Annotated in this window: 18 protein-coding genes; 10 read left to right on the top strand and 8 right to left on the bottom strand. The window is 63.3% G+C overall.

Features of this window, described 5'->3' with window-relative positions; translation table 11 throughout:
- Positions 1-74: 74 nt before the first annotated feature.
- From NKJ72_RS22865 to NKJ72_RS22855, 3 genes are all read left to right on the top strand, one after another.
- Positions 75-2,186: a S9 family peptidase gene (locus NKJ72_RS22865; RefSeq protein WP_352479516.1), complete on the top strand. Its 2,112-nt coding sequence runs from the start codon at positions 75-77 to the stop codon at positions 2,184-2,186.
- Positions 2,187-2,265: 79 nt separating this feature from the next.
- Entirely contained in the window at positions 2,266-2,892 is a 627-nt protein-coding gene (locus NKJ72_RS22860; RefSeq protein WP_352479515.1) for a LysE family translocator, read from the top strand.
- 144 nt (positions 2,893-3,036) lie between these two features.
- Positions 3,037-3,420, top strand: coding sequence for an SET domain-containing protein (locus NKJ72_RS22855; RefSeq protein WP_254819935.1), 384 nt, complete (start codon positions 3,037-3,039; stop codon positions 3,418-3,420).
- Positions 3,421-3,431: 11 nt separating this feature from the next.
- Here the strand turns inward: NKJ72_RS22855 and NKJ72_RS22850 are convergent, their stop codons facing one another.
- The 4 genes from NKJ72_RS22850 to NKJ72_RS22835 form a co-directional block, all read right to left on the bottom strand.
- On the bottom strand, positions 3,432-4,382 hold the full coding sequence (locus NKJ72_RS22850) for a cytochrome c (RefSeq protein WP_352479514.1): 951 nt from the start codon (positions 4,380-4,382) through the stop codon (positions 3,432-3,434).
- A gap of 9 nt (positions 4,383-4,391) precedes the next feature.
- Positions 4,392-4,835, bottom strand: coding sequence for a c-type cytochrome (locus NKJ72_RS22845; RefSeq protein WP_254819933.1), 444 nt, complete (start codon positions 4,833-4,835; stop codon positions 4,392-4,394).
- A 173-nt stretch (positions 4,836-5,008) separates the two neighbouring features.
- Complete coding sequence (locus NKJ72_RS22840) at positions 5,009-5,605, bottom strand: superoxide dismutase (protein WP_023677850.1); 597 nt, start codon at positions 5,603-5,605, stop codon at positions 5,009-5,011.
- 107 nt (positions 5,606-5,712) lie between these two features.
- On the bottom strand, positions 5,713-6,591 hold the full coding sequence (locus NKJ72_RS22835; protein ID WP_352479513.1) for a branched-chain amino acid aminotransferase: 879 nt from the start codon (positions 6,589-6,591) through the stop codon (positions 5,713-5,715).
- A gap of 151 nt (positions 6,592-6,742) precedes the next feature.
- Here NKJ72_RS22835 and NKJ72_RS22830 point away from each other — a divergent pair, with 151 nt between their 5' ends.
- Together NKJ72_RS22830 and NKJ72_RS22825 are read left to right on the top strand one after the other, a co-directional pair.
- Positions 6,743-7,405: a haloacid dehalogenase type II gene (locus NKJ72_RS22830; protein WP_352479512.1), complete on the top strand. Its 663-nt coding sequence runs from the start codon at positions 6,743-6,745 to the stop codon at positions 7,403-7,405.
- A 174-nt stretch (positions 7,406-7,579) separates the two neighbouring features.
- Positions 7,580-8,404, top strand: coding sequence for a L,D-transpeptidase (locus NKJ72_RS22825; protein WP_352479511.1), 825 nt, complete (start codon positions 7,580-7,582; stop codon positions 8,402-8,404).
- Positions 8,405-8,514: 110 nt separating this feature from the next.
- Here the strand turns inward: NKJ72_RS22825 and NKJ72_RS22820 are convergent, their stop codons facing one another.
- Both NKJ72_RS22820 and NKJ72_RS22815 read right to left on the bottom strand, forming a co-directional pair.
- Positions 8,515-10,284, bottom strand: a complete 1,770-nt coding sequence (locus NKJ72_RS22820) for an adenylate/guanylate cyclase domain-containing protein (protein ID WP_352479510.1) — start codon at positions 10,282-10,284, stop codon at positions 8,515-8,517.
- Between the two features lie 272 nt (positions 10,285-10,556).
- A complete protein-coding gene (locus NKJ72_RS22815) occupies positions 10,557-12,089 on the bottom strand; it encodes a helicase HerA-like C-terminal domain-containing protein (RefSeq protein WP_352479509.1) in 1,533 nt (510 codons plus the stop codon).
- Between the two features lie 274 nt (positions 12,090-12,363).
- Here NKJ72_RS22815 and NKJ72_RS22810 point away from each other — a divergent pair, with 274 nt between their 5' ends.
- The 4 genes from NKJ72_RS22810 to NKJ72_RS22795 all read left to right on the top strand — a co-directional run bounded on the left by NKJ72_RS22810 (position 12,364) and on the right by NKJ72_RS22795 (position 16,616).
- Positions 12,364-13,806 (top strand): methylmalonyl-CoA mutase subunit beta, encoded by a 1,443-nt coding sequence (locus NKJ72_RS22810; RefSeq protein WP_352479508.1) that lies wholly within the window; start codon positions 12,364-12,366, stop codon positions 13,804-13,806.
- The gene (gene scpA, locus NKJ72_RS22805) at positions 13,803-15,926 is read left to right on the top strand and encodes a methylmalonyl-CoA mutase (protein WP_352479507.1); all 2,124 of its coding nucleotides are present in this window, start codon (positions 13,803-13,805) and stop codon (positions 15,924-15,926) included. The genes NKJ72_RS22810 and scpA overlap by 4 nt, the downstream gene beginning before the upstream one ends.
- Before the next feature lie 73 nt (positions 15,927-15,999).
- On the top strand, positions 16,000-16,230 hold the full coding sequence (locus NKJ72_RS22800; RefSeq protein WP_352479506.1) for an AbrB/MazE/SpoVT family DNA-binding domain-containing protein: 231 nt from the start codon (positions 16,000-16,002) through the stop codon (positions 16,228-16,230).
- Positions 16,227-16,616: a type II toxin-antitoxin system death-on-curing family toxin gene (locus NKJ72_RS22795; RefSeq protein WP_352479505.1), complete on the top strand. Its 390-nt coding sequence runs from the start codon at positions 16,227-16,229 to the stop codon at positions 16,614-16,616. Before NKJ72_RS22800 ends, NKJ72_RS22795 begins: the two co-directional genes overlap by 4 nt.
- On the opposite strand, the gene NKJ72_RS22790 is transcribed toward NKJ72_RS22795, so the two are convergent.
- On the bottom strand, positions 16,613-17,086 hold the full coding sequence (locus tag NKJ72_RS22790; RefSeq protein ID WP_254819923.1) for a GreA/GreB family elongation factor: 474 nt from the start codon (positions 17,084-17,086) through the stop codon (positions 16,613-16,615). The genes NKJ72_RS22795 and NKJ72_RS22790 overlap by 4 nt on opposite strands.
- Positions 17,087-17,207: 121 nt before the next feature.
- Here NKJ72_RS22790 and NKJ72_RS22785 point away from each other — a divergent pair, with 121 nt between their 5' ends.
- A complete protein-coding gene (locus tag NKJ72_RS22785; protein WP_352479504.1) occupies positions 17,208-18,584 on the top strand; it encodes a TIGR03808 family TAT-translocated repetitive protein in 1,377 nt (458 codons plus the stop codon).
- On the opposite strand, the gene NKJ72_RS22780 is transcribed toward NKJ72_RS22785, so the two are convergent.
- Positions 18,577-19,581: an asparaginase gene (locus NKJ72_RS22780; protein WP_352479503.1), complete on the bottom strand. Its 1,005-nt coding sequence runs from the start codon at positions 19,579-19,581 to the stop codon at positions 18,577-18,579. The two genes, NKJ72_RS22785 and NKJ72_RS22780, sit on opposite strands and share 8 nt — an antisense overlap.
- Between the last annotated feature and the right edge of the window lie 5 nt (positions 19,582-19,586).

Here is a 19,586-nt window from a genome sequence, read left to right as displayed (position 1 = left end):
TAGATCATAGCCGTTGAACCCGCGCTGAGCGGCGTGTTCATTCGCTATTCAAGTAACTTCCACAGCGAGACGCAATGACCAGAACCCCAGTGTTTCCGACCGCCACCCCACCGCAGCCGGAGAAACGGCCGATCTTCGACACGCATCACGGCATGACGCGGACGGACGACTATGCTTGGCTGAGGGCCACCAATTGGCAAGAGATGTTCAGGGATCCGTCTCTGCTCGACGGCCAAATCCGCGCCCACCTCGAAGCCGAGAATGCTTACCAGACGGCGCTGATGGCCGATACGGCTCAGCTGCAGAAGCAGCTTTTCGCGGAAATGAAGGGGCGTATCAAGGAAGATGATTCCTCTGTGCCTATGAAGGACGGGCCCTATGCCTACGGCTCCTCCTTCAAGCTTGGCGGCCAGCAGCCGCGTTATTTCCGCACGGCGCGCGACGGCGGCGACAAGCAGATATTGCTCGACGGCGATGCCGAGGCCGAGGGCAAGCCCTATTTCCGGCTGGGCGGCGTCGATCATTCGGACGACCACAGCAAGCTGCTCTGGGCCTTCGACGACAAGGGTTCCGAATTCTACACGCTGCGCGTCCGCGATCTCGCCGGCGGCAACGACCTGGCGGATAGGGTTCCGGACACCGGCGGTGGCGGTGTTTGGGATGCCGGCAATGACGGGTTTTTCTACACTCGCCTCGACCCCAACCACCGGCCTTCCAAAGTGCTGTTCCATGCGCTTGGTGACAGTCCGGAAAACGACCGGCTGATCTACGAGGAGACCGATCCCGGCTTCTTCATGGATGTCGGCGGCACGCGCTCCAACGAGTGGATCATGATCGGCATCAACGACCATGAGACCTCGGAATACCGCATCATGAGCGCCAACGATCCGTTCGCAGAGCCGAAGCTGGTGGCGGCGCGCCAGACCGGCCTGCAGTACGAGCTCGAGGAAGGCGGCGACATCTTCTTCATCCTCACCAATGCCGACGGTGCCAAGGACTTCAAGATCATGACGGCGCCAGCGCATGATCCGGTGCGTGCCAACTGGCAGGAACTGGTGCCGCACGAAGCGGGCCGACTGATCCTTTCGGTTATCGGCTTCAAGGACCACATGGTCCGGCTCGAGCGCAAGGAAGGCCTGCCGCGCATCGTCGTGCACGACCGCAAGAGCGGCGAGGAGCACCTGATCTCCTTTGACGAGGAGGCCTTCTCGCTCGGCCTGTCCGGCTCCTACGAATACGACACCGAGATCATGCGCTTTTCCTATTCGTCGATGACGACGCCGGCGCAGGTCTTTGACTACAATATGCGCACCCGCGAGCGGGTGCTGCTCAAGACCCAGGAAGTGCCGTCCGGCCACGACCCGGCGCACTATGTCACGCGCCGGCTGATGGCGCCTGCCGCCGACGGCGAACTGGTGCCGATCTCGCTCCTCCATCACCGCGACACGCCGCTCGACGGGTCGGCGCCGTGCCTGCTTTACGGCTACGGCTCCTACGGCATCACCGTGCCGGCCGCGTTCAATACCAATCTGTTTTCGCTGGTCGACCGCGGCTTTGTCTACGCAATAGCCCATGTTCGCGGCGGCAAGGACAAGGGCTATGGCTGGTACGACGACGGCAAGCGGACGAACAAGATGAACACGTTCACCGACTTCATCGCGGTCGCCCAGCACCTCGTCGCCGAACGCTATACGCAGCATGACCGCATCGTCGCGCAAGGCGGTTCGGCCGGCGGCATGCTGATGGGGGCGGTCGCCAACATGGCGCCGCAATGTTTCGGCGCCATCATCGCCGAAGTTCCCTTCGTCGACGTGCTCTCCACCATGCTCGACGCCAGCCTGCCGCTGACGCCGCCGGAATGGCCGGAATGGGGCAATCCGATCGCTTCGGCGGAGGATTACCGGACCATCGCCGCCTATTCACCCTACGACAATGTCGCCGCACTCGATTATCCGCCGATTCTGGCGCTGGCCGGCCTGACCGACCCGCGCGTCACTTATTGGGAGCCGGCCAAATGGGTAGCGCGGTTGCGCGACCGCAAGACAGGTGAGAATGCTGTGCTGTTCAAGATCAACATGGATTCAGGCCATGCCGGCGCCTCCGGCCGGTTTTCGAGGCTGGAGGAAATCGCCTTCACCTATGCCTTTGCGCTCAGGGTCACAGGCAAGGCCGAGCTGGCCGCGTGAACGCCGCGGTTAGGCAGGTATTGCTTGCTGTTCCGCTACATGCCTTCATTGAGGATGAAAGTTGCGGAGAAGCCCACCAATGATCGATCTTGCCACATTGATTGCGTATGTCGCGGTTGTGCTTGGCTTTGTCTTCATCCCGGGTCCTGCCACCCTTTTGACCGTGGCGCGGGCAACCAGCTCTGGCACCAGGGTGGGCATCGCAACCGGCGCGGGGATCGCGGCCGGCGACGTGGTTCACACCTTCATGGCGATCGTCGGCATTTCGGCTATCATTGCCACGTCGGCGGCGCTTTTCAGCATAGTGAAGTACATCGGCGCAGCCTACCTCATCTATCTCGGCATTTGCGCGGTCATCGAGAAAACGCCTGCCTATCCGGCCGCCGGCGCACTTGCGATCCCCGCTGCCAAAGCATTTCGGCAGGCTGTTTTGACCGAGATTCTCAACCCCAAGACCGCGCTTTTCTTCCTTGCATTTCTTCCGCAGTTTGTGCGGCCTGAAAACGGATCGGTGATGCTTCAACTGGCGACATTGGGCGTGATCTTTGTTCTGTTGGGCCTCGTCAGCACGGTGGTTTTCGCCGTGGGTGCGGGCGGCCTCGGCGCTTTCCTGCGCCGAAACCCGACGGTGCTGAGATGGCAGGGCAAGGCTGTCGGCTGCATCTATTGCGTCTTGGGCATCCGGCTGGCGCTGCAACAGCGCTAGGGTCTCGACATGCGACGCCGCATGAGGCTTCGGATACTGGGCAGGCACAGTTGATTTTCCGCTCGCAATTGCAAAGGTCGCGCGCTACCCAATGCGCGGCCTTTTCACGGTCGCCGCCAACACTCAATCACCCAGGAATCTGCCATGTTGCTCGTCGATGTCTATCTCGACAAATCGCCCATCCAGGGCATCGGCGTCTTTGCCAAGAACCACATTCCCCGCGGCACGCTGGTCTGGAAGCTCGACCCGAAATACGACCGCCGCATCGAGGTGACGACCTACGAGCGGGAAACCGGGCCGGTGAAAACCTACCTTGACCGCTACGCCTACCCGGACCGGTGCGACCCGAACTACATCGTCTTCGAAGCCGACGATGCGCGCTACATGAACCATGCCGACGACCCGAATTGCGACGTCTCGCAGCCGGAGGAGACCTATGCCTTGCGCGACATTGCGCCTGGCGAGGAAATGACCTGCGACTACAATCACTTCTTCGAAACCGGCTTCGACTTTCTCGGCGACCGCTGACGCAACGGCCGTCAGCTCGCCGGCTTCTTGCGAGCCGGATAGCCGTTGGGATGCGGCGGCACGGCTTTCAGATAGGCGGCGATCGCCGCACGGTCCTCCGGGGTCAGCACGGCCATGTTCCGTTGCACGTCGACCATCGCGCCGCCGACCGTATCGAAATCCGGCGTGAAGCCGGTTTCGAGATAGTTGGCGATGTCAGCTTCGGACCAGTCGGCGATGCCGCCCTCGCCCGACGTGATGTTCGGCACGATACCGCTGCCTTCGGCGGCGGCCGCACCTGCCAGCCACTGGCCCTTCCTGGTGCCGCCGGCGAGGTCCCGCGGCGTGTGGCATTCGCCGCAATGACCGGGGCCTTCCACCAGATAGCGGCCGGCCAGCACCGGGTCGGGCGTGCCGTCGGGAAAGGAAACGACCGGCTGGTCACTCAAATAGAGCAGCTTCCACAAGCCAAGACCGCGTCGGACATTGAAGGGAAATGCCAGCGAATTGGCGGGCGCCTTGCCGGCGACCGCGGGCAAGGTCTTGAGGAATGCATAGAGATCGGCAATGTCGGCCGGCTTCATGCGCGCGTATGAAGTATAGGGAAATGCCGGATAAAGATGCTCGCCCGACGGTGATACGCCCTTCAGCATGGCGTTGGCAAAGTCCTCGACCGACCAGGCGCCGATGCCGTCCCTGGCATCCTGCGATATGTTCGGCGGCACGAAGGTGCCGAACGGCGTCTTGAGCTCGAGGCCGCCGACCAGCTGAAGGCGGGCGTCGCCTTGCGAGCCGGGCTTGGCATGACAGGACGTGCAGCCGCCGGCGTAGAAGATGCGCTTGCCCCTGGCGGCGTCGCCGGGACCAAGCTCAGCCAGCGTTGCGGCATCGAGCCTGACCGGAGCCGACAGGAACCAGCCGGCAATCGCGGCCGCGCCGCCCAGAACGAGGGCGGCGCCGGCAAGTTTCTTCAGCAAGCGCATTGCCCGCCATCAGCCTTTTTTCACCCTGTAGTTTTGATGACAGTTGCCGCAGCCGCCGCCGATGGTGTTGAACTGTGCCTTCAACGCCTCGGCATCTGCAGGTGCTGCGGCGACCGCTGCCTTGACGTCTGCGAGGTACTTGCCTTCAGCCGTCTTGAAGCCGGCCATGTCCTGCCAGATCTTGGGAGACGCCGTGGTGTCGCCGGTGTCGCTGCCCGCGGGGAAAAGCGTGTCGACGCCGGCATGGAATTTCTCGGCATTGGCCTGCAGTGCCTGCAACGCGGTCAGCACCGAAGCTGCGTCGTAGGGCGTCTCGCCCTTGACCACTTTCGACAAGCCGGCGGCGATCTTGCCGCGTTCCTTCATCAGGGCCTGCCGGTCAGCAACCGGATCGGCAAACGCCGCCGAACCGGCGAAGGCGAGCATCGAGATGGCGAGGATAAGCTTTCTCATTCACTTGGCTCCATGTTGAAGGCAATTCAGGATGCGGTCCCACCCGATGACAAACGGCAAGGATGGCTTAAAAATTCCGACGCTGCGCCTCACGCTTGCGTGAAATTTTGCAACTGTCGTTCTGATGCTGAAAAAGAAAAGCCCCGGTTCTGCCGGGGCTTTTCTGGAACGGATCAGGCCTTTTCGTAGAGTTCGAGCACATAGTCCCAGTTGATGAGACTGTCGACGAAGGCTTCGAGGTATTTCGGCCGGGCGTTGCGATAATCGATGTAATAGGAATGTTCCCAAACATCGACGCCGAGGATCGGCGTCGCGCCATGGACGAGCGGGTTCTCGCCATTCGGCGTCTTCGAGATCGCCAGCTTGCCGTCCTTGACCGAGACCCAGGCCCAGCCCGAACCGAACTGGGTGGTGCCGGCGGCGATGAAGTCGGCCTTGAACTTGTCGTAGCCACCAAGATCGCTGTCGACCGCCTTTTGCAATGCGCCCGGCAGCTTGTTGCCACCGCCGCCCTTCTTCATCCATTTCCAGAAATGGATGTGATTGTAGTGCTGGGCGGCATTGTTGAAGAGGCCCGCATTCTTGCCGAAGGACTGTTTGACGGCCTCTTCGACCGACAAATCGCCCATGCCCGCCTCGGCGGCCAGCTTGTTGCCGTTGTCGACATAGGCCTTGTGGTGCTTGTCGTGGTGATATTCCAGCGTTTCCTTTGACATATAAGGCTGCAAGGCCTCGTAATCATAGGGCAAGGCGGGCAATTCAAAAGCCATCGGTCGTACTCCCTCGTGGAAAAATCCGGTGTCGATACCGGACTAACATAGGACTGGATTGGTCTGGAACAACTCCGGAAACGAAGCGCCGGCCGCTTTTTAGCGGGTCAGCCGGGCGAAGTCGAATGCGCCCATTCCCAATAGAGTTCGCGCGCCTTCTTGGCCACTGGTCCGGGCTGCAGATTGCGCTCCTCGATACGGGTGACCGGCACGACTTTCGAGTGGTTTCCGGTCGAGAAGATTTCGTCCGCCTCGAGAAAATCGCGGATCGACAGCGTCTTTTCCGTCGTCGTGAAGCCGTATTCGCCCAGCAGGGCCATAGTGCGCGCGCGGGTAATGCCGGACAGGAAGGTGCCGTTCGGCGCCGGCGTCAGGACATGGCCGTCCTTGACCAGGAAAATATTCGAGGTGCCGGTCTCGGCGACATTGCCCAGCATGTCGAGCACGAGCGCATTGTCGAAGCCGCGCATCTTGGCTTCGAGGATGGCCCGGCCGTTGTTGGGATAAAGGCAGCCAGCCTTGGCGTTGGTCGGCATGGTTTCGATGGTCGGGCGCCGGAACGGCGACACCGTCACCGAAAACCCAGCCGGCGAGATCATCGGCGATTCGTAGAGGCAAAGGCAGAAACGCGTCGAGGCCGGGTCGGCCGGCACGCCCATATAGCCGCCATGCTCGGCCCAATACATCGGCCTGATGTAGACTGCCGTCTTGCCGTCGAACTTCTTCAGCCCGTCCCAGGTCAGGCCGACGATCTTGTCGGTGCTCATCGTCGGCTTCAGGCCGAGCGCGATCGCCGAGGCATTGACCCGCGCTGCATGGCGATCGAGATCGGGAGCGACGCCCTCGAACCAGCGGGCGCCGTCGAACACGCTGGTGCCGAGCCACATGGCGTGGCTGCGCGGCCCTAGAATGGCAACATTGCCCTCGTACCAGTCGCCGTCGACGAAGGTCCATGTCGCGGATTGCGCCGCAGTCGCCAGTGTCATTGCCAGGTTCCGTTCGATGCTTGTTGCGGCGCATTGGAAGATGCTTTGGCGGCCGCCGTCAACCGGCTTGGCTGAGATTTGTTGAGGCCAGCGGGCTGGCGGACTGCAATCAGCGCTTGCGCCTTGCCTTACGCGGCCTCAAAACTGTCGAATGCAGTTCGCGGCTTACGTTTTCGACGCCTATGGCACGCTGTTCGACGTGCATGCGGCCGTGCGCCGTCACGCCGACCAGATCGGGCCGGACGGCCAGTTGCTGTCCGATATCTGGCGCGCCAAGCAGCTGGAATATTCCTGGGTCAGGACGCTGATGGGGGCCTATGCCGATTTCTGGCAGCTCACCGAGCAGGCCCTCGACTTCGCCCTGCGCAAGGTTCCATCCGCGGATGCCGGGCTGAGGGCGAAGCTGCTCGAGGCCTATTGGCGGCTGGACTGCTATCCGGAGGTACCGGCCCTGCTCAAGGCGCTCAAGGCATCGGGGGCAAGGCTGGCGATCCTGTCAAACGGTTCGCCTGAGATGCTGGAAGCGGCGGTCAAATCCGCCGCGCTCGACCAGGTCCTGGACGACGTCTTTTCCGTCGACAGCGTCAGGCGCTTCAAGACCGATCCGTCGGTCTACGACATGGTCACCACGGGCTGGCGCCTCTATCCGGGCGCCGTCTCTTTCCAGTCATCCAACCGCTGGGACGTCGCCGGCGCCACCAAGTTCGGCTTCAGGACGGTGTGGATCAACCGCGCCAATCAACCAGAGGAATACCGGGATTTCCCACCGGCCCTGATCCTGCCGTCCCTCGATGGTCTGATCTCCGGGGTTTGACGGCCGGACATGTTGCCTCGACGCAACAGTGACGATCCAGTCACAGCTTTGCCTTTGTTTGTCCACCCTGCGGCCAGAATTGGAACCGCCTATCGCACTGACATTGCTCAAGCACCTGCGCCGTATCGGACGCATTCACGCTTTGTTGCGATTTGAGACTTAAAAAAGGCAATCATGTTCACACCCCAATCGTCCTCTCTGCGCCTTAGCCGTCGCGGTTTCCTCAACGCAGCAGCCCTTGGCGCCGCCTCGGTCGCGGTCTCCAGTTGCACCACCCTGTCGCAGCAGCCGGTCGAGCCACCGCCGCCGACCTATGTCGAGCCGGCGCTCGGCGATTACGTGACGATGTATGGGCCGATGTCCGATGGCGGCTTCGAGCTGCCGGCCATACCTGTCGACAAGATCGACCCGCAGTTCCTGCGCCAGATCGTTGACGATCCGACCGGGCAGCAGCCCGGCACCATCGTCGTCGACACGACCAACCACTTCCTCTACCTGGTGCGCCCGGGCGGCCAGGCGATCCGCTACGGCGTCGGCCTCGGCCGCGCCGGCTTCGAATGGTCGGGCGATGCGGTGGTCCAATGGAAGCAGAAATGGCCGAAATGGACGCCACCGGACGACATGATAGCCCGCCAGCCCGAGCTCGCAAAATACAGCGCCGATAATGGCGGCATGCCCGGCGGGCTGGACAACCCGCTTGGCGCGCGTGCGCTTTACCTGTTCCAGGGTAACCAGGACACGCTGTACCGGTTGCACGGCTCGCCGGAATGGCGGTCGATCGGCAAATCGGTGTCGTCGGGCTGCGTGCGCCTGATGAACCAGGACATTATCGATCTCTACGATCGTGTGCCGAACAAGACCCCGGTCGTGGTGACAGCCGATGTCGGCCAGCCGGTGGTGGCAACAGCAAACCGCAGAGCCATTCCGATCGACGCCGGCGTGCCGGAAGGATCGATCCTGCTCGGCCCGATAAAATCGATCACAAATTCGATCTTCTGAGCTGGTCGAAAGCGCGGGCGGGATCTTCCTCGCGGCTCAAGCGGTCGATCTGCCTCGAGCCGGCGGTTGCCAGGTTGTTGGGTGTCGCTTTGTACGGCCAGGTTGATTAATTAGCTTAGGCCCGCCCGGCGCAGCCCTTCGGCATAGAGCGCACGAAGCTCCGCGGGGGCGATCGGATGATAGCGCTCGATCCAGTCCAGCGTGAGGTTCGGCTGGATCCGCAGGGCCTCTGCAAGTGCGGAAGCGGCGAGCGCAAGGTCGCCGGACAGCCCGGCCACTGCCGCGAGACTGCGCCATGCGGTGCCGAAGTCGCGCCTGAGCTGTACCGCGCGGTGCTGGAACTCGACCGCCTCGGCGATGCGCCCGGCTGCAAAATGACAGGTGCCGATCGTCGAGAGCACCGCTGCTTGGATCGTGTCGCGTGGGGAGAGCCGCATCGCTAGTTCTGCGTGGCGGGCGCCCTCCGCGCCCATCCCGGCGTAGCCGTAGCTCGAGCCCAGAACCATATGCGCCATGGCAAAGCTCGGGTTTCGCTCGATCGCTTCGGTAAGCGCCTCCCTGGCAGGCTTGGGACGCCGCGCGACCATGTGGACGTAACCGAGCACGAGATGAGCCCATGGATCGTCATTGTCCTGGTCGAGCGCGCGCTGGCCGAGCGCGAGTGCCCCGTCGAGCACCTCGGAAGGCTCCGCCACCCCTAGATGCGCCCTCGCGGCATAAAGCCAGCCGAGCAGGCCAATGGCGCGGGCATATTCCGGATCGATCTCGATGGCCCGCTTGAGCAGACCGACACCGACCTCGTTGTCCCGGGCAACCCAGGTCCACACGTAGGGCATGGCGCGCACGACGCAGCCCCAGGCGTCCAGGCTCTCGGTTGGCCGCTTCCTGAGGCGCACGTTCTCTGCAGCATAGAGCTGCGGCTCCAGCGATCCGACGACGCTTCCCGTGATCTCGTCCTGCACGGCAAATATGTCGCTCACCGCGCGGTCATAGCGCTCGGCCCACACATGCGTCCCGGATGCGGCTTCGATCAGCTGGGCAGTAACGCGAATACGGTCGCCGGCTTTGCGAACGCTGCCCTCGAGCACGTAGTGGACGCCGAGCTCACGGGCCACCTGGCGGATGTCGGCCGATTTGCCCTTGTAGGCGAATGTCGAGTTGCGGGCGATGACGAACAGCCAGTGCAGCTTGGACAGCGCGGTGATGATATCCTCGCTGATGCCGTCGCTCAAGAACTCCTGGTCCCTGTCTCCGCTCATGTTCTGGAATGGCAGTACGGCAATGGAAGGCTTGTCGGGAAGCGGCAGGTTTCCGCCGGACACGGCCGACGCGACGAGCTCCAACTTCGCCACGTTTTGGCTCAGGCTCAGACGATAGGCTCGCACCGGCCGTACAATGTTTTTGAGCTCCTTGTCGCCGAGATCGACGAATTCTTCTTTCAGCTTGTCGCGCACCTGTTCATAGGCCGCACCTGAGAGGCAGATCCCATTTGGTTCGGCGATTCCTTCCAGACGGGCGGCGATGTTGACGCCGTCGCCCATCAGGTCGCCGTCACTCTCCTCGACCACATCGCCAAGATGAATACCGATCCGGAATTCAATGCGGCGCTCCGGTGGGAGGCCGACGTTGCGCTCGACCATGCCATTTTGCACTTCGATGGCGCAGCGCACGGCATCGACAACGCTGCGGAATTCCACGAGGGCTCCGTCACCTGTTCGCTTCACTACCCGACCGGCGTGAACCGCGATGGTGGGGTCGATGACATCGCTGCGGAGCGCCCGGAGTCGCGCGAGCGTCCGATCTTCGTCCGACCCAGCCAGCCGGCTGTATCCGACAACATCGGCGGCCAGGATCGCCGCAAGTTTGCGGATCTCGCTCACCTTGCCCCTTCCTTCACTGCCCAACATAGCACAGACTCAAGCGCAAGACCGCTCCATTTGGAACGGCGTGAACTCGCGACGACGGATGGCGCCCGGAGTCCCACTGGCCGGAAAGCGGCTTCGGGTCAGAAGCGCGACATTGTGGGCGATTGTCAGAAAGGTCTCGAAATGGCGCATAGCCGCCGTCCGCTGTCCTTCAGATCTCCCTACTGGCGCTTCATGCCAAGGCAGAATTTGCAAACACCGATGCCCGCCTTCGGGTCCGATGCGCCTCACCGCCCCCTGGACAGGCTGCCCAGAATGCCGCGGACGATCGCTCGTCCGACCGACGAGCCGACCGAGCGAACCACGGATTTGATCGCAGCCTCCGCCACCGTCTGGCGGTTGGATGGCCGCGGCGCGCGGCGGCCGCCGGTCGGCTGGGGATCGTCGTTGCCGAAGCCGGGAATGGTCCAGCGCGAACGGCCTGCGTCCTGTTGCTGCGCCTGTGCCTCCTGGGCGTCCTTGGCCTTTTTCTGCAGGATCTCGAAAGCGGATTCGCGATCGACGGTCTGGTCGTATTGTCCCGCAACCGGGCTTTCAGTGATCAGCTTGCGGCGCTCTTCGGACGTGATTGAGCCAAGGCGCGACGATGGCGGGCGGATCAGCGTCCGCTGCACCATGGACGGCACGCCCTTGGCTTCCAGCGTCGAGACAAGCGCCTCGCCGGTGCCGAGCTGCGTGATCACGGTTGCGCAGTCGAAATCGGGATTGGGCCTGAACGTCTCGGCCGCCGTCTTGACGGCCTTCTGTTCGCGCGGCGTATAGGCACGAAGTGCGTGCTGCACGCGGTTGCCCAACTGGGCCAGCACGGTTTCAGGGATATCCAGCGGATTTTGCGTGACAAAATAAACGCCGACGCCCTTCGAACGGATCAGCCGGACCACCTGCTCGACGCGGTCGACCAGCACCTTCGGGGCGTCGTCGAACAGAAGATGCGCCTCGTCGAAGAAGAAGACCAGCCTCGGCTTGTCCGGGTCGCCGACCTCGGGCAGTTCCTCGAACAGTTCCGACATCAGCCACAGAAGGAACGTCGCATAGAGCCGCGGATTCATCATCAGCTTGTCGGCGGCGAGCACGCTGATGGCGCCGCGTCCATCGCGCGTGGTGCGCATGATATCGGCGATCCGCAATGCCGGCTCGCCGAAGAAATTGGCCGCGCCCTGCTGCTCCAGGACCAGCAGCGTGCGCTGGATGGCGCCGACCGAAGGTGTCGTCACATTGCCGTAGCGAGCGCCGATCTCTTCGGCGCGGTCGGCGATGTTGGCAAGCAGTGACCGCAGGTCCTTCAAGTCGAGCAGCAGAAGGCCTTCCTCGTCGGCGATGCGGAAGGCGATGTTCATGATGCCTTCCTGTGCCTCGGAAAGGTTCATCAGCCGCGACAGAAGCAGTGGGCCCATCTCCGAGATGGTGGCCCGGATCGGGTGGCCCTGCTCGCCGAACAGATCCCAGAAGATGACCGGGAATTCCTGGAATTCATAGGGATCGAGCTTGACCTGCTCGGCCCGCTTGACCAGGAAATCCTGCGCTGTGCCCATCATGGCGATACCCGACAGGTCGCCCTTGATGTCGGCGCAGAATACCGGCACGCCGGCATTGGAGAAACCCTCGGCCAATATCTGCAGGGTCACCGTCTTGCCGGTGCCGGTCGCGCCGGTGACCAGGCCGTGACGATTGCCATATTGCAGCAAAAGCTGTTCGGGCCGCTGATAGCTGTCGTCCGGCTTGCGGCTGGCTCCTATGAAGATACTGGTGTCATCGGCCATGTGCCCGGTCTCCGCAAACCTATAGGGTTGAATGCCTGATCCCTTGAAGAAAAGGGAGCCCCGCCGCAGGTATAGTGAGGCCATTGCGCAGCGACAATGGGCGTCGTCGAAAATGGCTTTTGGAGCTTGCGGAACCTGCCCATGTTTGGCAATCGATTGACGGTCGCAGTCACGCAAGACGTGTTGCACGGCGTGTACGCTGCATTGTGATATGCGACCGGGGAACGTAGACTGACGTAGCTGGCCGCTGCGGCCGCTAGAATGAGGAGAACGGATGGGCGCCGGTGCCTTGACCCAGGATGCCGAACTTCCGAACGCCGACCGGCAACGATGGCTGGCGCTGGCGGAGAAGGCGCTGGCCGGCGGGTCCTTCGAGGAAAAGCTCGTCTCGCATACGGACGACGCCATCCGCATCGAACCGCTCTACGAGCGTTCGGTAACCGCCGAGCCTGTCGTGCGCGCCAACCCGGGATCACCGTGGATCGTCAGCCAGCGTATCGACGATCCGGACATAGGCCGGGCCAGTGCGCAGGCGCTGGAAGACGTCGCGCAGGGTGCCACCGGACTGTCGCTTGTCTTCGAGGGTGCGCCGAACGCCTTCGGCTATGGCTTGCCGAGGACGGCGGAGGCGCTGGAGGGCGTGCTCGACGGCGTGCCGCTCAACCGCATCCAGATCCGCATCGACGCCCATCCCTGGAGCCGCGCCGTGGCCGACTGGCTGGTGGCGTTTTTGACCAAGCGCCGCTCCGACCCGGCAAAGCTCAACCTCTCCTTCGGCATCGATCCGGCGGCGATTTTTGCCGGGACCGGCAGGCTGCGCATGTCGATCGACGCTTTACAGGCTTCGATGCCGCAATCGCTGGCGCATTTCTTTTCGATGGGTGTGCCCGGCGTGCTGCTGGAGGCCGACGGGCGGGTATTCCACAATGCCGGCGCCACCGAGGCGCAGGAGCTTGGCACCATGCTCGCCTCGGCCGTCTCCTATCTGAGGCTGTTCGAGAAGGCGCGCCAGCCGCTCGTCTACGCGGCGCCGCATATCGGTTTTGCGCTGAGCGTCGACCAGGACCAGTTCGTTTCGACGGCCAAGGTCAGGGCGTTGCGCAGGCTGTGGGCGCGTGTCCAGGAGGCCTGCTCGATATCGCCCTCCACCGCCAGCATCCATGCCGAAACCTCCTTCCGGATGATGACGGCGGCCGACCCGGAAACCAACATCCTGCGCACCACCATCGCCGCTTTCGCGGCTGCCGCCGGCGGCGCGGATTCGATCGCCATCCTGCCGCACACGATCGCGCACGGCCTACCCGCGGGCTTTGCCCGCCGCGTTGCCCGCAACGCGCAACTGATCATGGCCAATGAAAGCCACATCGACCACGTCGCCGATCCGGTTTGCGGTTCGGGCGCCGTCGAAGCGCTGACTGCGGAGCTCTGCGCGGCGGCCTGGCAGGAGTTCCAGCAGATCGAGGCGGAAGGCGGCGTGCTGAGCAGCCTTGAGCAAGGCCACATCCAGAGGCGCGTCCAGGCAGCTTCCGCCCGCCGCAACACAGCCTACCAGGCGGGCGAACGGGCGATCGTCGGCACGACGCTGCACCCGTCGAAGACCGAGCGTCCGGTCGAGACGCTGGCGGCGGCGCGGCGGCCTGCCTTCGACGAAGGCGTTGCGGTGTGCGAGCCGCTGTTTCCGATCCGCATCGATCAGTCGATCGGAGCGGTACCATGATCCCGGATTTCAGCCAGATCGCCTGGTCGCCGCCACGGCGGGCGCCTGTCGAGGTCAAAGGTCAGCGGATGACGCCGGAAGGCATCGCCATCAAGCATCTCTACAACCAGGGCGATCTCAAGGGCTTACCTCATCTCGATACCTATCCGGGCCTGCCGCCCTTCGTGCGCGGCCCCTATCCGACGATGTATGTTCAGCAACCCTGGACGATCCGGCAGTATGCCGGCTTCTCAACGGCAGAGGAATCCAACACCTTCTACCGGCGCAACCTTGCCGCCGGCCAGAAAGGCCTCTCGGTCGCCTTCGATCTCGCCACGCATCGCGGCTACGACAGCGACCATCCGCGCGTCGCCGGCGATGTCGGCATGGCCGGCGTCGCCATCGATTCCATTCTCGACATGCGCCAGTTGTTCGACGGCATCCCGCTTAACGAGATGACGGTATCGATGACGATGAACGGCGCCGTGCTGCCGATCATGGCGCTCTATATCGTGGCGGCGGAGGAACAGGGCGTCGCGCAGAAGGATCTCGCCGGGACCATTCAGAACGACATCCTGAAAGAGTTCATGGTGCGCAACACCTATATCTATCCGCCAAAACCTTCGATGCGGATCGTGGCGGACATTTTTTCCTACACGTCGAAGCACATGCCGAAGTTCAATTCGATCTCGATCTCCGGCTACCACATGCAGGAGGCGGGAGCGACGGCGGACCTCGAACTCGCCTACACGATTGCCGACGGTATCGAATATGCCCGCGCCGGCGTCGCGGCCGGCCTCGACATCGACCGTTTCGCGCCGCGCCTTTCCTTCTTCTGGGCCATCGGCATGAATTTCTTCATGGAAGTCGCGAAGCTGAGAGCAGCGCGCCTTTTGTGGGCCAGCCTGATGCTGAAGAATTTTTCGCCGAAGGACGAGCGTTCGCTGTCGCTGCGCACCCATTGCCAGACTTCGGGCTGGTCGCTGACGGCGCAGGACCCCTACAATAACATCATCCGCACCATGATCGAGGCGATGGCCGCGACCCAAGGGCATACGCAGTCGCTGCACACCAATTCCTTCGACGAGGCAATGGCGCTGCCGACCGACCATTCGGCCCGCATCGCCCGCAACACACAGCTCATCCTGCAGAAGGAGTCCGGCACGACGCGCATTATCGACCCGTGGGGCGGCTCCGCCTATGTCGAACGGTTGACGCATGACCTGGCGGCGCGTGCGCTTGCGCATATCGAGGAGGTCGAGAGCCTCGGCGGCATGGCCGCGGCAATCGAAAAGGGCCTACCGAAGCTGCGCATCGAAGAGGCTGCCGCGCGCACCCAGGCGCGCATCGATTCAGGCGAACAGGTCGTGGTCGGCGTCAATGCCCACCAGCCCGGGACGGACATCGAAGTCGACGTGCTGAGGATCGACAATGCCGAGGTCAGGGCACGGCAATTGTCGAAGCTGCAGCGGCTGAAAGGCACGCGTGACGTCGCTGCCGTCGAGAGCGCGCTCGATGCGCTGACCCGTGCTGCCGGGAGTAACGGAAACCTGCTGGAATTCGCCATCCGGGCGGCGCGCGCCAACGCCACGGTCGGCGAGATTTCGCTGGCGCTGGAAAAAGTCTTCGGCCGCCATGTCGCCTCGGTGCAGACGATCTCCGGCGTCTATCGCAACGCGCTTGGTCGCAGTCCAGTGGTCGATCGGCTGCAGGACAAGATCGTGGCGTTCGAGGAGAAGTCGGGCGGCAGGCCGCGCATTCTGGTCGCCAAGATGGGCCAAGACGGCCATGATCGCGGCCAGAAAGTGATCGCCACCGCCTTTGCCGACCTAGGCTTCGACGTCACCGTCGGGCCGATGTTCCAGACGCCGGAAGAGATCGCCAGGCTGGCCGTCGAGCATGACGTGCACATCGTCGGCGCCTCGTCGCTGGCTGCGGGCCATTTGACGCTTATTCCCGAACTCAAACTTGCGCTGAAGAAGCTCGGCCGCGACGACATGCTGATCGTCGCCGGCGGCGTCATTCCATCACAGGATTACGACGCAGTCCGGCAGGCAGGCGCCACTGAAATTTTCCCGCCCGGCACAGTCATCCCGGAAGCGGCGGACCGGCTGATGGACCGCCTGCTGCAGGTTGGCTGATGCCTTGTTCTAACGTCTGTTGTAACGAGAAACACGCAGAGTTATAATCAGCGTTGCAACAGGATGTCTCACCATGAACACCACCATTCGCAAAATCGGCAATTCCGAAGGCGTGATCCTGCCGAGGGAAATTCTCGTCCGCATGAACCTGAAGGCGGGCGACAGCATCGTCATCGTTCAGGAAGGCGATGAGCTTCGTCTGCGCCGCACCGAGGACACTGCTGAAGAATTCGAGCGCAAGATGAAGATCGCGCGTGAGCGGATGAAGAAGTATGAGGTTGCCTACCGCGCGCTCGCAAAATGACCGAGCATCATTCGCGGGAATTCATGGAGGCGCTTCACGCCGAGCAGCTGCGCCTCCACGGCGGCGCAGCGGGCATCCGCGACGAGGGAATGCTGGAGTCGGCGCTCTACAGGCCGCAGCAGAGGGAAATCTATGGCGAGCCCGATCTCTGTGAGCTGGCGTCCGCTTATCTTTTTTTCGGTATCGCCAAAAACCATCCATTCGTCGACGGAAACAAGCGTACTGCTTTCGCGGCGGCCGATCTGTTCCTTTATTTCAATGGCTTGAGCATCGAAGCCGAGCAGGCGGACATTATTCAACTGGTCATGATGGTCGCCGCCGGCGAAATCGACAAGGCTGGTGCCGCGGCGTTCTTCCGCGATCATGTCGTCAAGCTCGAAGACTAACTGTCGGAGAGCTTGACGATCTCCCACTCCTTGCCATTGACCACGGCAACTTCGCCGACCTTCTTGCCGAACAGCGCCATCGCCATCGGCGACACATGGGAAATTGTCCCCTTGGCGGGATTTGCCTCATCCTCGCCGACGATCTTCCAGTGCACCTTCTTGCCGTCGTCGCTTTCCAACGTGACACCCATGCCGAAGCGGACCATGTCGCTGCCCGGCTCCGGCACCGAAAGTTCGGCGCTTTCGCGCCGCGCCGTCCAATAGCGAAGATCACGCGACACCAGCGCGATGCGCTCGCGGTCGGCCCGCTTTTCGGCTCGGCCGAGCTCGTCGCGCAGAGCGGCCACCTCCGCATCGATCAGCGCCAGGCCGCGTTCCGTCACCAGATTGCGGTGATGGCTGATCGGCCGCTCGCCGATGCCGGCGATGGCGTTTTCGCTGTCTTCCTCGCGGGTGAAGGCCCTGCTCATCCGACGAACTTATGCCTGACGCGACGACTCCACAAGCCGTAGCCGGCGAACCGACGTCGGGGCCGATCCTGTATGGCACGAATCCTGCGGCGCGACCGTTGAACGCAAGGAATCTGTGCCGATGTTGAACAGACGAACGCTGCTTGCGCAGACCGCCGGATTTGCCGTCATGGGGCTTTCGCTCGGCAAGGCAGCGGCGAAAAACCTGCCCGGCATCGAGAAAGCCGCGATGCGCGGCGCGATCAACGCGACCGATCTCGGCGTCCGGCCCGGCGCGCTTGACGACCAGAGCAAGGCTTTCACCAAGCTGCTGCGCGATGCGCACGACCGCGACATGGCGGTGTTCCTGCCGCCGGGGACCTATATCGTTTCCAGCCTGTCGCTGCCCGGCCGCGTGCGCCTGTCCGGGGTGCCGGGCGCATCGCGGATCGTCTATGGCGGCAATGGCCATCTCATCATGGCAGAACAGGCCGAGCATATCGAACTCAGCGGGCTCGTGTTCGACGGCAGCAAGCGCTGGATGGGCGACTACACGCAAGGCCTGCTCGATCTGCGCCGCATCGTCCATCTGGTCGTCGACAACTGCCAGATGACCGGCAGCGGCAAGAACGGTCTGGCGCTCGAACACGCCTCGGGCCGCATCGAGCGCTCGGAGATATCCGGCGCAGCCGACGCCGGCATCTATTCGGTCGAGGCCGATGGCCTGGAAATATCAGGCAATAGCGTCTCCGATTGCGCCAATGGCGGCATCCTCGTGCACCGCTGGCAGGCAGCGGAAGACGGCACCATCGTCAGCGGCAACCGCATCGAACGCATCCAGGCGCGCAGCGGCGGAACCGGCCAGAACGGCAATGGCATCAATGCCTTCCGCGCCGGCAACGTCATCATCTCCGGCAATATTGTTTCGGACTGCGCGTTTTCGGCGATCCGCGCCAACAGTGCCAGCAATGTGCAGATCACCGGCAATACCTGCTCGCGCTCGGGCGAAACGGCCGTGTATTCCGAATTCTCATTCGAAGGTGCGATCATCGGCAACAATATCGTCGATGGCGCCGCGAACGGCATTTCGATCGTCAATTTCAACGAGGGCGGCCGCATGGGCGTCTGCTCCGGCAACATCGTCCGCAATCTGTCGACCAGCGGCCCCTACCCTGCCGACGCGCCCGGCTTCGGCGTCGGCATCAGCGTCGAGGCAGACACCGTAGTTTCCGGCAATGTCGTCGAGAATGCGCCGCTCTACGGCATGCAGATCGGCTGGGGACCGTTCATGCGCAATGTGGTCGCCACGGGAAACGTCATCCGCAAGGCCGGGACCGGCATCGTCGTCACCGTGGTCGAAGGTGCCGGGACGGCAATCATCTCCGACAACGTCATCGACGGGGTCCAGAACGGCGCGATCGTCGGCCAACGCTGGACCGAGCCGGTGACCGGCGACCTCGCCGCATCAGGCAATGCCGGCTACGCGCATTTGACCGTCGAGCGCAACCACGTCAGTTGAGGGTGGCCGTCGGCCGGAGCGCGCCAACCTTGGCGCCGATCCGGCTTTCGATGGGCGGATTTGCCTGTTCGACCAGTTTCGCCGCTACCATCTTGTCGGCGTGCAGCAGCTTAGCCAGCACGGCCGCGACCATCGCTTCAGCGGCGCGGCCGGCGCCATCGTCGCATTTCAGCGCGATGCCAAGCCCGAGCTCCGGAAGGGCGGCGCAAAAAACACCTTCGGCGCCTCCCTTGACGAAAATCCGCCCGGGCGCGGCCTCCATCATCGCGACATCGGACCTGCCCGTGCCGGCGACGAAAAACGGCTCGGCCATGCAGGCGGAGAGCAGCCGCTTCGCCGCCCGGGCGCGCACCGGCTCGAAGCCGGCACCTGTCGCCATGCGGGCAAAGCCAAGGGCAAAGCTGCGCAGCGGCACGGCATAGGTCGGAATCGAGCAGCCGTCGGTGCCGCGGTGATCGGCGTCATGGGCAGCACCGGTCACCGCCTGCATCGCTTCGCGCACCATCTCCTGCCAGGCATGGCCAGCCTTGACGTAACCACGATGGGCGATGCCGCTGTGAACGCATGTGCATAGGAAGCCTGAGTGCTTGCCGGAACAATTGTTGTGCAGCGCGCCCGGCACGCTGCCGGCGCGGGCAAGTGCCAGCGTCGCTCCATGGCTCGACGGCCAATGCGCGCCGCATTCGAGTGCCGCCTCGTCCAGGCCGGCCTTCGCCAGCATGGCGCGCGCCAGCTCGACATGTGGCGGCTCGCCGGAATGCGAGGCGCAGGCCAGCGCCAGCTCCCGATCACCGAAGCCGTAGGCATCGGCAGCGCCGCTCTCGACCAGCGGCAGCGCCTGGATCGCCTTGACCGCCGAACGCGGGAACACCGGCTGTGCCGTGTCGCCGATCTCCCAGACAGGCTTGCCATCGGCGTCGAAGACGGCAACAGCGCCGCGATGGGCACTCTCGACGATTGCGCCGCGCAAGACTTCGACCAGAACCGGATTTGCCATGTCAC

Source organism: Mesorhizobium sp. M0045 (assembly GCF_040323385.1).
Classification (GTDB): domain Bacteria; phylum Pseudomonadota; class Alphaproteobacteria; order Rhizobiales; family Rhizobiaceae; genus Mesorhizobium.
Note: the sequence above shows the minus strand (reverse complement) of the source record. Positions and strands in the feature narration are given on the sequence as shown.

Bases quoted from the DNA above. Each gene is read 5' to 3' on its own strand.
- NKJ72_RS22790 (WP_254819923.1), bottom strand. From the start codon at position 17,086: ATGAGCAGGGCCTTCACCCGCGAGGAAGACAGCGAAAACGCCATCGCC.
- NKJ72_RS22865 (WP_352479516.1), top strand. From the start codon at position 75: ATGACCAGAACCCCAGTGTTTCCGACCGCCACCCCACCGCAGCCGGAG.
- NKJ72_RS22840 (WP_023677850.1), bottom strand. From the start codon at position 5,605: ATGGCTTTTGAATTGCCCGCCTTGCCCTATGATTACGAGGCCTTGCAG.
- NKJ72_RS22780 (WP_352479503.1), bottom strand. From the start codon at position 19,581: ATGGCAAATCCGGTTCTGGTCGAAGTCTTGCGCGGCGCAATCGTCGAG.
- scpA (WP_352479507.1), top strand. From the start codon at position 13,803: ATGATCCCGGATTTCAGCCAGATCGCCTGGTCGCCGCCACGGCGGGCG.
- NKJ72_RS22860 (WP_352479515.1), top strand. From the start codon at position 2,266: ATGATCGATCTTGCCACATTGATTGCGTATGTCGCGGTTGTGCTTGGC.
- NKJ72_RS22825 (WP_352479511.1), top strand. From the start codon at position 7,580: ATGTTCACACCCCAATCGTCCTCTCTGCGCCTTAGCCGTCGCGGTTTC.
- NKJ72_RS22830 (WP_352479512.1), top strand. From the start codon at position 6,743: ATGCAGTTCGCGGCTTACGTTTTCGACGCCTATGGCACGCTGTTCGAC.
- NKJ72_RS22835 (WP_352479513.1), bottom strand. From the start codon at position 6,591: ATGACACTGGCGACTGCGGCGCAATCCGCGACATGGACCTTCGTCGAC.
- NKJ72_RS22785 (WP_352479504.1), top strand. From the start codon at position 17,208: ATGTTGAACAGACGAACGCTGCTTGCGCAGACCGCCGGATTTGCCGTC.
- NKJ72_RS22815 (WP_352479509.1), bottom strand. From the start codon at position 12,089: ATGGCCGATGACACCAGTATCTTCATAGGAGCCAGCCGCAAGCCGGAC.
- NKJ72_RS22795 (WP_352479505.1), top strand. From the start codon at position 16,227: ATGACCGAGCATCATTCGCGGGAATTCATGGAGGCGCTTCACGCCGAG.
- NKJ72_RS22810 (WP_352479508.1), top strand. From the start codon at position 12,364: ATGGGCGCCGGTGCCTTGACCCAGGATGCCGAACTTCCGAACGCCGAC.
- NKJ72_RS22845 (WP_254819933.1), bottom strand. From the start codon at position 4,835: ATGAGAAAGCTTATCCTCGCCATCTCGATGCTCGCCTTCGCCGGTTCG.
- NKJ72_RS22800 (WP_352479506.1), top strand. From the start codon at position 16,000: ATGAACACCACCATTCGCAAAATCGGCAATTCCGAAGGCGTGATCCTG.
- NKJ72_RS22850 (WP_352479514.1), bottom strand. From the start codon at position 4,382: ATGCGCTTGCTGAAGAAACTTGCCGGCGCCGCCCTCGTTCTGGGCGGC.
- NKJ72_RS22855 (WP_254819935.1), top strand. From the start codon at position 3,037: ATGTTGCTCGTCGATGTCTATCTCGACAAATCGCCCATCCAGGGCATC.